Origin of the sequence: Paraglaciecola sp. (assembly GCF_030730205.1) — a bacterium.
Lineage (GTDB): Bacteria > Pseudomonadota > Gammaproteobacteria > Enterobacterales > Alteromonadaceae > Paraglaciecola.
This window is the reverse complement of sequence record NZ_JANQVQ010000259.1, coordinates 1-13,669: the sequence shown is the minus strand read 5'-3', so window position 1 is coordinate 13,669 and position 13,669 is coordinate 1. Positions and strand designations below refer to the sequence as shown.

The 13,669-nt window shown below is 45.2% G+C and carries 13 protein-coding genes; 3 read left to right on the top strand and 10 right to left on the bottom strand.

All coding sequences use genetic code 11. The annotated features are described in order from the left end of the window. Positions 1–182: 182 nt before the first annotated feature. Positions 183–1,088 carry a universal stress protein gene (locus tag NWQ57_RS16950; protein ID WP_306023352.1) on the top strand — a complete coding sequence of 302 codons (906 nt, stop codon included), beginning with the start codon at positions 183–185 and terminating at the stop codon, positions 1,086–1,088. A 414-nt stretch (positions 1,089–1,502) separates the two neighbouring features. Here the strand turns inward: NWQ57_RS16950 and NWQ57_RS16945 are convergent, their stop codons facing one another. The 10 genes from NWQ57_RS16945 to NWQ57_RS16900 all read right to left on the bottom strand — a co-directional run bounded on the left by NWQ57_RS16945 (position 1,503) and on the right by NWQ57_RS16900 (position 13,073). Further along, positions 1,503–2,891, bottom strand: coding sequence for an FAD-binding oxidoreductase (locus NWQ57_RS16945; protein WP_306023351.1), 1,389 nt, complete (start codon positions 2,889–2,891; stop codon positions 1,503–1,505). Positions 2,892–2,944: 53 nt separating this feature from the next. Then, positions 2,945–3,850 (bottom strand): LysR family transcriptional regulator, encoded by a 906-nt coding sequence (locus NWQ57_RS16940; RefSeq protein WP_306023350.1) that lies wholly within the window; start codon positions 3,848–3,850, stop codon positions 2,945–2,947. A gap of 92 nt (positions 3,851–3,942) precedes the next feature. Next, positions 3,943–5,382 carry an aldehyde dehydrogenase family protein gene (locus tag NWQ57_RS16935; protein ID WP_306023349.1) on the bottom strand — a complete coding sequence of 480 codons (1,440 nt, stop codon included), beginning with the start codon at positions 5,380–5,382 and terminating at the stop codon, positions 3,943–3,945. A gap of 1 nt (position 5,383) precedes the next feature. Continuing rightward, positions 5,384–6,601 (bottom strand): 3-(3-hydroxy-phenyl)propionate transporter MhpT, encoded by a 1,218-nt coding sequence (gene mhpT, locus NWQ57_RS16930; protein WP_306023348.1) that lies wholly within the window; start codon positions 6,599–6,601, stop codon positions 5,384–5,386. 45 nt (positions 6,602–6,646) lie between these two features. Next, on the bottom strand, positions 6,647–7,450 hold the full coding sequence (locus NWQ57_RS16925) for an HpcH/HpaI aldolase/citrate lyase family protein (RefSeq protein ID WP_306023347.1): 804 nt from the start codon (positions 7,448–7,450) through the stop codon (positions 6,647–6,649). 29 nt (positions 7,451–7,479) lie between these two features. Then, positions 7,480–8,283, bottom strand: coding sequence for a 2-oxo-hept-4-ene-1,7-dioate hydratase (gene hpaH / locus NWQ57_RS16920; protein ID WP_306023346.1), 804 nt, complete (start codon positions 8,281–8,283; stop codon positions 7,480–7,482). A gap of 41 nt (positions 8,284–8,324) precedes the next feature. Continuing rightward, positions 8,325–9,272, bottom strand: coding sequence for a fumarylacetoacetate hydrolase family protein (locus NWQ57_RS16915; protein WP_306023345.1), 948 nt, complete (start codon positions 9,270–9,272; stop codon positions 8,325–8,327). Positions 9,273–9,275: 3 nt separating this feature from the next. Beyond that, positions 9,276–10,148, bottom strand: a complete 873-nt coding sequence (locus NWQ57_RS16910; protein ID WP_306023344.1) for a hypothetical protein — start codon at positions 10,146–10,148, stop codon at positions 9,276–9,278. Positions 10,149–10,183: 35 nt separating this feature from the next. Next, positions 10,184–11,656 carry an aldehyde dehydrogenase family protein gene (locus NWQ57_RS16905; protein ID WP_306023343.1) on the bottom strand — a complete coding sequence of 491 codons (1,473 nt, stop codon included), beginning with the start codon at positions 11,654–11,656 and terminating at the stop codon, positions 10,184–10,186. 385 nt (positions 11,657–12,041) lie between these two features. Further along, on the bottom strand, positions 12,042–13,073 hold the full coding sequence (locus NWQ57_RS16900) for an AraC family transcriptional regulator (RefSeq protein WP_306023342.1): 1,032 nt from the start codon (positions 13,071–13,073) through the stop codon (positions 12,042–12,044). Positions 13,074–13,156: 83 nt separating this feature from the next. Between NWQ57_RS16900 and NWQ57_RS16895 the strand changes: the two genes are divergently transcribed. Next, complete coding sequence (locus tag NWQ57_RS16895; RefSeq protein ID WP_306023341.1) at positions 13,157–13,357, top strand: hypothetical protein; 201 nt, start codon at positions 13,157–13,159, stop codon at positions 13,355–13,357. After that, entirely contained in the window at positions 13,332–13,457 is a 126-nt protein-coding gene (locus tag NWQ57_RS22700; protein WP_372340934.1) for a hypothetical protein, read from the top strand. Before NWQ57_RS16895 ends, NWQ57_RS22700 begins: the two co-directional genes overlap by 26 nt. Positions 13,458–13,669: the final 212 nt, after the last annotated feature.

The window sequence follows — 13,669 nt, the reverse complement described above, 5'->3', positions numbered from 1 at the left end:
AATTAAATTAAATCTTATGCACAGTCGTTTCATATAATTCCTGCCTTCAAGAATCAACACCTCACCTGTTTCATGGCGTTTCACCTGAGCGTAAAGTCGGTCTACTTGATGTACATCAAAATCTTATGTGAGTTTGGGTCTACACTGAGTATTGAACTCCTTTACGTGAAACGAGACCCTCCATGAAAATGCCACATCACATCTTGGTCATCATCAGCGGTAAACACAAAGAACATGAGGCGCTACAACGGGCAATAAAATTTGCGGAATACAGAGATATTCATATTCATCTTTTAAGTACCAACTATGAACCTGCCCTCGATTTAAACGAAGTGCTGCCCAGCGAACAGCGAGATCAGCTTAAAGAACAACATTTGGCAGATAGAACGTTTTATTTGCAGTCGATTGCCAAAGAGGTAAAAAGTCAGGACATTGAGTGTTCTGTTATCGTCAAATGGAGTCCGCATCTGCATGAAGTAATCGAAGATGTGGTGAAAACGTTGCAGCCAGATTTGGTGATTAAACGAGTCAGTGCAGAGCCACTCAGTATCAATCCTTTTGCCCTGCCCACAGACAGACACCTAATTAGACATTGCCAGGCCCCATTGTTGTTAGTTAAACATTCGAGTTGGACCAACGACCCAATTCTTGCGGCGGTGGACGTACTTACCACTGATGCTGATCACATTGCCTTAAACAGTGCCGTTATCGCATCAGCTAAGCTGTTTTCCCATATTCAACTGAGTCCCTTGCATGTAGTTAATGCATACACAACTTACGCGGTGAGTGCTGCAATGGATTTTCCTACGCTGGATGTTAAGCAGCTCAACAGTAATACCGAAAATTACCATCGAGACAAACTCAATCAACTCCTCGAACAAAATCAACTCGTGCCTAAGCCCAGCCAACTTCATGTGGAGTCGGGCTTACCTGATCTCGCCATAGCTAAAGTGGTTGGAGAGCTTAAACCACAGTTAGTGGTAATGGGCAGCGTTGGACGTAAAGGTATTTCTGCAGCACTCATGGGTAATACCGCAGAATCAGTCTTGGCACGATTAAATTGTGAAGTGTTGTGTTTAAAACCATAAATCAATTTGCCTAGCACGGTCAGCGGCTTGCTGACCGTTTTATGAAGCGCCAAGAAAAGCTATTTCGCTGTATATCGCGCCTCATTATTTTGAAACAACTTAGTCGGCTTTAACTGCGCTGGACGGTTTTTTAGTTCATCACCCCATCTTATTGAATAAAATGGCGTTTCTCTTAATCACGGTACAACTCCCTGTGTATGTTCAATTTTCTGCCTTTGAAAAAAATAAATTTGTGGAAAGACGGAATACTGCTTAAATCGATAGGGTTAAATAGGGTAAGAAACGAGGTGTTCGGTCTTCGCTATGTCTAACGAAGCAAGTGACTTTGCGTGAATACAGCAGTTTTACTCTTTTTCTCAAGCACAAACAGCCCATTTAGGCTTATTGTAAAATCAGTGATTCTCTTAGCAACTCTTAGGTATTTAATACCCGACCAACGTTAAGTATATTGTTGGGGTCCATCATGTTCTTCATGGCTTTCATTAATGCAATTTCACTGTCGCTGCGTGAATATTTCAAAAAGTCTTTTTTTACCACGCCTATACCATGTTCACCGGAAATTGATGCGCCCATTTTCCCTGCTATTTTTAATACCTCGTCTTCGATAGCATGCAGTTGTTCTGGGTGCGGATAACTAATGGTTAAGTGCAGGTTACCGTCTCCTAAATGCCCAAAAGCAAAATATCTGGCCTTTGGATACTTATCAGCCACCCGTTGTTTACTGGTATTCACAAAATCTTGCATGTCGCTAATGGGCATGCTGATATCAAACGCAATGAAGGGTTTTACACGACTAAGTAACTCGGCTATGGCTTCTCTGATAGCCCATATATCAGCGTTGTCTTGTAACGATTGGGCAATAATAACGTCTTCCACTAAACCCTGTTCTATGGCTTCACCTAGCAAGGTTTCGCTCATGGTTTGCAGCGCGGCCTTATCTTGGCCTTGAAACTCAACTAAGGCATAAATGGCATAATTAGCAGCAAAGGGTTTACGAGCAAGTTGCTGTATATCAATCACTGCGTCAAAGTAATCCGCCCACATGACTTCAAATGCCGAAAGATTTTGCGCGTTTTCTCGGCGCAATTTGCTCAGTAATAAGATGAGATTATCCAAACAGGTAGCAGCGCATAACACCACAACTGATTCGTCGCTGCGCGGAACGAGCTTAAGTACTAATTGAGTGATAATGCCAAGGCTGCCTTCTGAGCCAATAAACAGGTGTTTTAAATCGAATCCGGCATTATTTTTCATCATGCTATTCAGGCCACCCACAATATTGCCGTTAGGCAAGACTGCTTCAATCCCCAGCACTAAATCACGCATCATGCCGAATTTTATTACGCGATTACCGCCTGCATTGGTGGCTGCATTTCCACCAATGGTGCAGTTACCCCGAGCACTTAAATCAAGCGGAAAATCAAGGCCAAACTCGAGTGCTTTGTTTTGGACTTGTTCTAGCGTTGCCCCTGCTTCTACGGTCATGGTCATGGCTTTTTCATCAACACTGACAATGTGATTCATGCGCTCTAAGCTCAGCACTACTTCATTACGCTGCGGTGTGGCGCCACCACATAATCCAGTTCGTCCGCCTTGAATAACGATATTGATGGCATGTTTATGACAGTACTGCATAAATTTTGCGACCTGAGCACTGTTGTGAGGTTTAACCACCGCCAAGGGCAACTGCGCTGGTACCGAACTCCAGTCTTTGCTGTAGGCCGTTAACATGTCTGGGTCAACGTTAAGCGCGCCATCCCCAAGTAAGGTTTGAAGGCACTGAATATGGGAGGAATGCAACATCGAGAAATCCTATTAGGTGCGCATGTGCTTGCATCAATCGGTAGGTTTAAGGGCTAATTAAAGTGTTTAGTCGCAACAAATTGTTTAACAAAATCCGCAAAACCTTGCACCGGATCAGAAACCCACATGTCGCTTTGACTATAGAGTACGTAGTGTCTTGATAATGTCGGCTGGCTCAATGGCAACTTACGTAAGTGTTGATGGATACCCAGCTGATCAACAAATTCAGGCGTCATGGTTAAAGCGATATTTTGCGAGACTAAACCCAGTGCTGTAGTGACACTCTCCACAATATCAGATACGTGAAAACGCTCACTTGGCTCTAGGGTATTTAATATACTAGCAAGACTTTGCTCGTGGTCTGAACCAGCCGCACATATCACATAAGGACGGAGTTCTGACCATTTCACCTCGGTTTTCGCAGATATTGGATGATCCGGATGACACCATAAAATCCAGCGACTTTGAAAAAGTTGGGTCACTGAAATACCCTGATTAACTTGTTGCTCGGGGCCAATAGCAATATCCGCAGAGCCATTAATAATTTGATCTGACAAAGAAATAACCGCAGCGTCAACAATGTGTACACGAATATCAGGGTGGGTTATTCGGTAAGCCGCAATGATTTCAGGTAACAACGTAGCAGCTACCACTTGCGGGGCAGCCACCCTCACGATCCGAACGTTGTTGTCTTTTAGCTCAATAGCTGCGGCTTCAGCAACTTTCATTTGCTGCAATACCGATACTGCATAGGCTAAAAATTCTCGGCCACCAGTGGTGAGCGATACCTTACGGGTCGTGCGGTCAAACACCGCAAATCCTAAACGATCTTCTAGTTCAGCAATCAAGTTACTGATGGTAGACGAACTTAAATGCATATAATCGCCGGCTCGATTAAAGTTTTTTGCATCTGCTACAGCCACTAGCGCTTCTAACTGCCTTAAAGAAAATCGTGCCATATCACATCGCTACTCTATTCATATTATCCCCAAGAACACAAACTATACTCAATCCCCTTTTACTTATAAAGCGTGTCACTAAAGCGCTGATTTTACGACGCAATATAAGCGGTTTTTACCGTGGTATAAAACTCAGCGGCATAGCGCCCCTGCTCTCTAGCACCATAACTCGAGCCTTTGCTACCTCCAAAGGGCACGTGGTAATCTACTCCAGCGGTTGGCGCATTGATCATGACCATACCACTTTTGGCATGACGCTTATAATGGTTTGCGTACTTCAGCGATGTAGTAACAATACCGCTTGAAAGACCAAATTTAGTCTCGTTAGCCATGGTAAGTGCCTCTTCATAGTCTGCCACTTTCAGCACACAGGCGACCGGTCCAAAAATCTCTTCTTTGGCAATGCGCATGTCTACCTTTGTTTCAGTGAAAAGAGCCGGCTGCAAGAAAAAACCCTGAGTCTTTCTTTGTAATACCTCACCACCAAAAGCCAGTTTAGCGCCCTCCTGCTGACCTAATTGAATATAGTGGCAATCTATGTCTAATTGATTTTTATCCACCACCGGTCCAATTAAGGTATCTGCCGCCAAGGCATGGCCGACTTGTAGTTTACGCATTTTTGCCATTACCGCGTCGACAAAACGGTCATGAATACCACTTGTAACGATAAACCGTGATGAAGCGGTACAGCGCTGTCCAGTTGCATAAAAGGCGCCGTTTACTGCCACTTCTGCGGCTATTTCTAGATCCGCATCATCCAGCACAACTAAGGGGTTTTTTCCGCCCATTTCCAGTTGCACTTTAGCCATGCGCCCCACTACTTTAGCGGCAATATTACGTCCTGTATTTTCCGAGCCAGTAAAACTAATCGCAGCAACATCAGGATGATTGACCAGGGTTTCACCCACCACAGAGCCACGCCCAGTCACTAGGTTAAAAACACCCGCTGGTGCGCCTGCGCGATGAATAATATCGGCTAAAGCCCATGCAGAGCCAGGTACAAGTTCTGCAGGTTTAAATACCACCGTATTACCATATGCTAACGCCGGTGCAATTTTCCAAGCCGGAATAGCAATAGGAAAATTCCACGGCGTGATCAAGCCCACAACGCCAATAGGTTCTCGGGTAATTTCGATTTCTATGCCTGGTCTGATGGACGCTAGTTTGTCGCCAGTTAGACGCACACATTCTCCAGCAAAAAACTTAAAAATTTGCCCAGCTCGCGTTACCTCACCTAAGGCTTCGGCTTTGGTTTTGCCTTCCTCAAGGGCTAGTAGCGTCGATAGTTCGTCTTTACGCGCTAAAATCTCGGTGCCAACAGTATCGAGCAGATCAAAACGTTGTTGAATAGAGCTCACAGACCACGATTTAAATGCGGTTTTAGCCGCGTCAATGGCATGTAGCGTTAGATTTTCATCGGCCTGTGCATATTCGCCAATCACATCACTGGTATCGGATGGATTAATATTGGCGCTTACTGCTTTACCAGCAACCCACTCGCCGTTGATAAGTAGCTTAAATTGTTGCTGCATATTATTCCTCACTCTCAGATTTGGGGCAGAAAAAGAGCAACTGAATCGCGCCGCCAGCGACTAACACAAGAGGTAAGATATAAAGAAGTACCTGAGAAGGACTTACATCGGCGCTTAATAACACACCGGCCATGAGAGGCCCAATGATGGCGCCCATACGACCTACTGCAACAGCCGAGCCGACCCCGGTGCCACGAAAACGTGTGGGATAGTACGCCCCCGCTTGCCCGTATAATAAAAACACTAAACCGTTGGCAAAAATCCCCACCACCAAACCGGCTAAAATAGCGTAGGCCATGTTGTGTTCAAGTCCAGCAAGACTAATGAGTGCAAGTGCAATGGCTACGGTAACAAAGGCAAATATCCAGCGGGGGCTGTAGCGAGTAATTAAATAGCCAAGTAATAGTGCGCCAGTTGAACCACCCACATTAAATACCATTTGTACTTTGCTCGCTTGGGCACTACTGAAACCTTTACCCACTAATAATAGCGGTAGCCAGTTAAGTAATAAATATAACACCGCCACTGAACATAAAAAGCCCAGCCAAATATACAGTGTGGGCATGGCTCTTTTTTCACCAAACAGGGCATTGCTGACGCTAATACTGGGTGCATTGTCAGTATTATTTCGAGCTTGTTGAGCATCGGTAAATACCTTTGATTCTTGTAAATACTTAACCAAAACAGGGACCAACAATAAAGGAGCAAGGCCACCGACATAAAAGATGTTACGCCACTCATCTGACGCTAAAGCAATAAAGGTAGCAATAAAACCGCCTATAGGTGTGGCGCAATACATCATGGTCACCACCCCTGCTCGACGTTTAGGATCAACTGCTTCGGCGGCAATGGCGATGATCATTGGTAAAGCACCACCCATGCCTAAGCCGGTACCAAAACGAATAGCGATGAGTGAATTTGGATCCCAGGCAAAAGGCGTGAGTACCGACAACGTTCCAAAGGCGACTACTGACCAAATAAGCACCCATTTTCTACCAATATAGTCAGACACCATGCCGCCAAACAGCGCACCAATGAGTAATCCCACTGAACTTGCACTGGCAATTAAGCCCATTTCGTTGGAGTCTATTGCTAATTCTGCCACTATTTTTGGCGCTGCGACGCCCATTGATTGCAAATCCAAGCCTTCAAAGATGGTGGTAACAAAACACAAGGCCAGTGTTAACCAGTTGGTTTTTTGTTGAATACTATTTTCCATAACTACGCCTTTTCGGTCGATTATTTGTACCTATCACCCGCAAAACTAATATGCGGATGGGGATGTGGTTTGAGTAGATGACTTGCCTTTGAATGTTGCACACAAATGTTTGGCAGCATTGACCAATAAGGTCGTATCCACTCCCACCGCAACAAATAAAGCTCCGTTTGCTAAATACGCTTGTGCGACTGCAGGGTCAGTCGCTAATACTCCGGCAGCCTTGCCGGTTTTTCTCACTAATTGAATGCCTTCAATGATGGCATCTACAACTTGTTTGTCGTTTTGTTTCCCCAGCAAGCCCATTGAAGCCGATAAGTCAGCCGGACCAAAAAAGACGCCGTCTACTCCCTCTACCGCGGCAATGGCGTTTAAATTTTGTAAGGCAGTGACAGATTCAACTTGCACAATGACACAAATCTCCTGTTGGCATTGCTCGAGGTAGTCATCAACTTGATTCCAACGAGACGCACGGGCTAAACCGGCCCCTACTCCCCTTATTCCCTGAGGAGGATAACGGGTTGCCGCCACAATTTGTTTAGCTTGTTCTGCGTCCTCAACCATGGGGACCAACAAGGTTTGCACCCCCAAATCGAGGTATTGTTTGATAAGCGCGGTATCACCGATTGGTGGTCTGACTATGGCTTGAATGGGATAAGCCGCAACGGCTTGCAGTTGCGTGAGTACACTGCGGGTGTCATTGGGTGCATGCTCGCTGTCTATGAGGAGCCAATCAAATTCTGTATTGGCAATTAGCTCAACGCTATAAGCACTCGCCAAAGCAGCCCATACACCGATTTGTTGCTGGCCTGCTTTAATTTGCTGTTTAAAACTATTTTTCGGTAGCTTCATTTCATTGTTCTTATTTTATATTGCCACGCTCAAATAAAGCGACAAGACACATTGCCCAATGCACCGTAATCCACCACAAAGGTATCACCCGCTTGGGCGGCCACGGGCCGCGTAAATGAACCACTCAGTACCACATCACCCACATTTAATTGCTCATTATAAGGCGCTATTTTATTGGCTAACCATGCAACCCCTGTGGCAGGATGATTTAATACACCTGCCGCTAAGCCCGTTTCTTCGATAACCGCATTTTTGTACATCATGGCTCCTACCCAGCGCAGATCTACCGCATCGGGTTTGACCGGCTGACCGCCCATCACAATACCTGCATTGGCGGCAAAATCTGAGATAGTATCAAATACCTTACGCGGCGCCTTGGTGTCGCGGTCAAGCTGCTCAATACGTGCGTCAATAATTTCTAATGCGGGGATCACATATTCTGTGGCTCTTAGCACATCAAATAGTGTCACATTTGGGCCCTTAAGGGGGCTTTTTAAAATAAACGCTAGTTCGACTTCAATGCGAGGCAAAATAAACTGCGAAATATCAATATCGGTGCCTGAATCAAAAAACATGTCATCCATTAGTGGGGCGTAATCTGGCTCGGTGATCTGTGCTGACAGCTGCATAGCTCTTGACGTTAACCCAATTTTACGCCCTTTCACTACGCGGCCATCAGCGATTTCAAGTTTGACCCATTCACGTTGAATGGCGTACCCATCCTCAATAGTCATCTGTGGGTAGCGCTTGGATATGTGGCGCACTTGCGTGCGGTTTTTTCGCGCTGAATAGAGCTCTTGGGCCAATTCACTAATAACATCGTGCGACAACATGCTTAATTCTCCCTTACTTATTTGTGAGCGTACTTAAACCGCTATTTTTTGCTTTTCGCTACTTTTAAAGCGTGAGGAAAGCGTGGCTCGACATTTTCATCAAAACCTAAGGCAACCCGTCTTACTTCATCGCTGTCTGTGGGTTGATGACCACAATCAAGGGCGGAAGCCCGTGGTGCGGGAATCGCTTTTACCGTACCTTTTATACGGCCAATATTGGTAATTTCACACTCAACAACATCACCAGGATCCACCGAACGAGAATGACAAGGCGTACCCATCAAAATAACGTCACCAGCATTGAGGGTAATATGGCGCGCAATATCAGCAATGGCGTAATGTGGGCCCCAAATGGTTTCATCGCCTACATGGGCTTGTTGCACGACTTCACCATTAACGTAAGTTGTCAGGGTTTGGTCAAATAAATTAACGCCGCGCACAATGCCGGGGCCAATGGGTAATAAGGTATCTGCACCTTTCACTCGTAACATTGAACCTTGGTCGGTATCACGGAAATTTTGCAGCCCCATATCTAAAGCCGGGCAGAATCCTTCTATATAGTCCCAGGCTTCATCAGGTAGTACATTGCGACAGGTTTTACTGATTACTACCGCGTACTCACCTTCATAGTTGAGATACTGGCAATCATCTGGCTTGAGAATTTCTCCATTGTGGCCATTAAGTGCCGTCGGAGGTTTGGTGAAATATGTTGGATAAGCGGTTGGTTTTGGACGCTTGCGGGTCTCCATACTTCTTGAGGTGTAAGAGATATGAATAGCGATAATTTTACTTGGCGCAACAGGCGGTAAGTAAACGAGGTGTTCCGTTTCAAGCACTCGACCATCATCTAATCTGAGTTTACCCTGTTCATTACCACTTTCAATTATGGTGCCCCAATAGGCACTGCCACCGATTAATACCCGTCTTCTTTCAATGCGTGGGCCAATCATCACTTGTGGTGTATTTTTTAATGGAAATTCAAAATTCATTGCTTATTCCTTAACATCAAACCATATTTGCACATTACCGGTGCCTCGCGCGTTTTCGTAGTCAGACATAACCGTTCCCTTAGCCTTGCAGTTTACGCCACCTAGGGCGCCTAGCATTTGTAAGTAATGACCGCCAAACGCCTCCCAGTTACGTTGTTTATATTCGCTTTCCCAGTTGTTAATGATTTGTTCATGATTGCCTTGTTCCATCAACGCAATAGCCACCTTGTCACTGGCCACGTTTTCAGGGCTGGAGACATTGGACTCATGATAAATCCGCGGATTGACCGGCTCCCAGTCAATATTGTTAAAACGATGACTCAAGGCACCTGAGGCAATTAACACCACTTTGGCATCACTGTTTTTGATACCTTGAGCGATGGTTTCGCCGGCTGGCAAGAACTGATCCCAACGACAATTTTGGCAACAGCTAGCAGATACTACTTTGATACCTAAACGCTCTAGATGCAGCTGCTTGATAATATTAATGGTGGCGTATTCTTTGTGCATACCATCATTAGCGGTAGAGCGCACTCTCACCCCCATTTCCAAACCCGCATCATTGATGTGATTGGCAAGCTCTGGGTTACCGTTAAAGTCGTAGTCCACACCAAATAAATACCATGGCATTTCAGAGCTCACGTAGTTGCCCTTAATGCGCCCTCGGCCATCGACTAAATGAAAGCCCGTGGTAAACCAATGACTATCAAAAATAATGACGGTATCGGGCTTTAATGCTTCAATTTTTTTACGCACTTTGGCATAACCCGCAATCAGATCGGAGTCTGTTCCTGCGCCCATTAACTTGCGCATTTCTTCGTTTTGCATCAGCCCAGGGTGATGAGATAGCAATGCGGCTCCAACTATTTGTCCCATAAAATGATTCCTTATACTTATTTTTAAAACGCCAATTAGCGTTGACTAAAACTGGCTCTAAATGGTTTTTTGGGCACCACAACATCTTTGATGTCGCAAAAAAATTCGAAGCTCCAGTTGCCCCCTTCGCGGCCTATACCCGAGCGTTTGATGCCACCAAAAGGCGCTTCTAAATCACGAATTCCAAAACTGTTCACCCAGATAAACCCGGTTCTGACTCGTTTGGCAATCTCAGTCGCATGTTGTTGTTCGCCGTAACATACACCACCAAGCCCATAGTCAGTGCCATTCGCCATGGCAATGAGCTCGTCGTCATGGCTAAAGGTTTGTAAGGTCAACACCGGACCAAACACTTCGTTTTGTACAATTTCGTCATCTTGTTTAACGTTGGTGAGTAAGGTGGGTTTAAAATACAGTTCGCCAAAAGGGTGTTTTTCTGCGCCCCACAACACGACTGCTCCGGCCGCTTTGGCGCGCTCAATAAATCCAGCGACACGCTCAACTTGACGCTGATGAATAATAGGCCCCACTTCTGTAGCTGGATCTCGCGGGTCGCCCACGTTTAAGGCCTCGACATAGGCGCGCATCGCCTCAACAAATTCATCTTTAATGGATTCATGCACCAGTAAACGCGTGCCGGCCAAACACACTTGTCCGGCGTTTCGATACATCAATGCGGCAGTAGCGGCGGCGTTATCGATATCCGCCGAGGCTAATACAATAAAAGGGCTTTTGCCGCCTAACTCTAAGCTGCACGGCACTAAATTTTGCGCGGCAGATTGCGCGATAAGTTTTGCGGTAGGCACCGATCCGGTAAAGGACACGCGCGCAATTCGTGGGTCGGCAACCAGGCCAGCACCTGACTCAAGACCGGTGCCCTGCACAACATTAAAAACACCTGGTGGTATACCCGCAGCCTGCGCAGCATCGGCTAACAATGAACTGGTGCACGGCGCCCATTCTGGCGCTTTTAATATACACGTATTGCCTGACGCCAGCGCTGGACCAAGTTTCCATGTAGATAACATCAACGGCGCATTCCAAGGGGTGATGATAACGACTACCCCAGCAGGATCATGACGAACTAAGTGTTCAGCTTGCTTGGTATCAATGCTGTGATTTTGCAAACGTAGGGCATGTTCTGCAAAGTGGCGAATATTAAGTTGCGCTCGGCCCACAACGCCATGTTGCATACGAGAAAACAATACCCCTGCATCGGTACTTTCTGTCAAAGCAAACTCATCAGCACGTTTGCCAATTTCATCAGCAAACTTGTCTAAGTAAACTTTACGCTCGGCGGCGCTTAAGGCAGCCCACGCAGGAAATGCACGCTCAGCAGCTTCGATAGCTTGATTAATTATGCTAGGACTGCCATTAGCAACCTGGCCGAGTACCTGACCATCGATGGGAGAAAACACCTCTAGATAATGCTCTGCTGCGACCCGTTGACCGCCGATGTAATGATCCGATGAAATAGTTATCTCATTAATCTTGATAAACTTACTCATTAATCAAATTCCTTGAATTATCTGTTGTATGAAGGCAAAAAAATGAACTAAACAAATCAATGCTTTATTTGTAAGTCAACTGAACGCTTAACAAGTAAATGCGATTTTGTTTACATTATTTAAACAGATGTTCAGTCATAATAGCGCCAACAACAAACGTTATTTACCAAACAATTGATTTGCAAAAATGGATAATGAGGCTGAGTAAACAAAAATTAAGCTTAATATCTAGACTGTTTCAATCAAGAAAGGCAGCCTCAATACTTAGGATTAACAAGATAGTTAGGAGGATGAGGTGGAAAAGTTAAATGAATCAGTTCAGACCTCAGGTAAAAATGCGACCGACCAGTGACACCAAGAATGGCATGATAGATTTAGTGGTCCATTAAGACGTAAGCTCTCGATTAAAATTATCTCGGTATTGACGTGGTGAAAGGCCCGTCCAACCTCTGAATGCACGAGTAAACACGGCAGGATCGGAAAACCCGACTTTTTCTGCCACCTCTTTAACAGGCAACGAGTATAAGGTTAATAAATTAATGGCTTTATCACGGCGCACTACATCTTTGATTTGTTGAAAAGACGACCCTTCATCTTTTAAGCGCCGCATGACCGTACGACTCGTCATGTACAGGATGGCTGCAATATCATCTATCGAATTATTACCTTCAGTGATATTACTTTTAAGGATACGTTTTACTTCAGCTGACACGCTATAATCCGCTTTGTACTGGCGAAATAACTCAAGTGGACAATTGTGCATAAACGACTTAAGCGACGCTTCATTTTGTTTTACGGGGCGTGATAAATACGCGCTAGGAAACACCAAGCTGAGTGAGTCACAGTTAAATTTATGGACCCCCGGAAACAGATAGCTGTACTCTCGGGCGTGCGGTGGATTGGGATAATTAAAACGCGTTTCGATTAAGGGCAGCGAGTCAACAATCAGCCAAGACGCATAACGATGCCACGCTAATAAGCACATCTCAGCAAACAAATGTCCATGATCGTCTTGCGGTTTAACCTGATTGAATGACATCAAGGTCACATCAGGACCGACTTTTAATTCAATAAATGAAAAACGGGTGACTAAATTATAAAACCTCGTACCTAATTCAAGTGCTTTTTGCAAGGTAGGTTGATTAACCGTTAATTTACCCATCATATAATAGGTACCTAGTTCAAGTCTGACGGGCAATACCCCCATACTTTCTTCTTTTGCTGCATCCCAGCAGGCTTTTTGAAAAGCCGACAGATCTTCAGTTCTAACACGTACATCAGGCTTGTCTATCACGTCTTGCAGAATATTGGCCGACGCGAGTAAGTTACCAGCGTCAAGGCCAATTTTGCGCGCTCGATGATACAAGGCACTAATATAGTGGTTAGACGCTGAGCCATATTCACCTTTGTTTTGCATCTGTTCTTCCTGTAAGCACCGTTGGTTATTTCATTGTATAAAAGCATGTCTTGCGATGATTTAACACCACAAGCTCATATTTTATGAGCCTTACATATGCAGGCCATTGCTCATGGCAAGTTGCCGAATCACTCATCAGACAAAACTTCGATATGACAAGTTTTAAAGATGAAAGTCGACCATGTTTGCATCGTGCCCATGAACCTAATGATGCGTCACTTAGCAAGTTGGCCATGCAAGTTACTGGCGTTGCGCTAAATACGGTCCCCTCTAGCAAGTGCTAAACGATGTGTTGCCTTACCCAAGTCACTGCGTAAGGCAGTGAAAAGTTACCCTGAAAACAGAAGAGGAGTTATTCTTGGCACAGGCAGTTTATCTCATTGATTACAAGGCGAATGAGCGGACCTGATAAACCCCGGTTTTGCTTTGCAGCGTATGGATGACATTGTCAATGACCCAGAAAAACTGTGTGAATTGAGTAATCCCCCGATCATGAAAAAAGGCGGCACCGAAGCTATTAAAGTGATTACGTGGCTGGTGATGCCCGGTGCGCTTGGCCCAAACGTAAATTCACGGCATAAACACTATCATGCGCC

What these genes read in the sequence shown, in the direction of transcription:
- NWQ57_RS16915 (WP_306023345.1), bottom strand. Translation starts at nt 9,272, where the DNA reads ATGAATTTTGAATTTCCATTAAAAAATACACCACAAGTGATGATTGGC.
- mhpT (WP_306023348.1), bottom strand. Translation starts at nt 6,601, where the DNA reads ATGGAAAATAGTATTCAACAAAAAACCAACTGGTTAACACTGGCCTTG.
- hpaH (WP_306023346.1), bottom strand. Translation starts at nt 8,283, where the DNA reads ATGTTGTCGCACGATGTTATTAGTGAATTGGCCCAAGAGCTCTATTCA.
- NWQ57_RS16945 (WP_306023351.1), bottom strand. Translation starts at nt 2,891, where the DNA reads ATGTTGCATTCCTCCCATATTCAGTGCCTTCAAACCTTACTTGGGGAT.
- NWQ57_RS16895 (WP_306023341.1), top strand. Translation starts at nt 13,157, where the DNA reads ATGAGCCTTACATATGCAGGCCATTGCTCATGGCAAGTTGCCGAATCA.
- NWQ57_RS16900 (WP_306023342.1), bottom strand. Translation starts at nt 13,073, where the DNA reads ATGCAAAACAAAGGTGAATATGGCTCAGCGTCTAACCACTATATTAGT.
- NWQ57_RS16950 (WP_306023352.1), top strand. Translation starts at nt 183, where the DNA reads ATGAAAATGCCACATCACATCTTGGTCATCATCAGCGGTAAACACAAA.
- NWQ57_RS16935 (WP_306023349.1), bottom strand. Translation starts at nt 5,382, where the DNA reads ATGCAGCAACAATTTAAGCTACTTATCAACGGCGAGTGGGTTGCTGGT.
- NWQ57_RS16940 (WP_306023350.1), bottom strand. Translation starts at nt 3,850, where the DNA reads ATGGCACGATTTTCTTTAAGGCAGTTAGAAGCGCTAGTGGCTGTAGCA.
- NWQ57_RS16925 (WP_306023347.1), bottom strand. Translation starts at nt 7,450, where the DNA reads ATGAAGCTACCGAAAAATAGTTTTAAACAGCAAATTAAAGCAGGCCAG.
- NWQ57_RS16905 (WP_306023343.1), bottom strand. Translation starts at nt 11,656, where the DNA reads ATGAGTAAGTTTATCAAGATTAATGAGATAACTATTTCATCGGATCAT.
- NWQ57_RS16910 (WP_306023344.1), bottom strand. Translation starts at nt 10,148, where the DNA reads ATGGGACAAATAGTTGGAGCCGCATTGCTATCTCATCACCCTGGGCTG.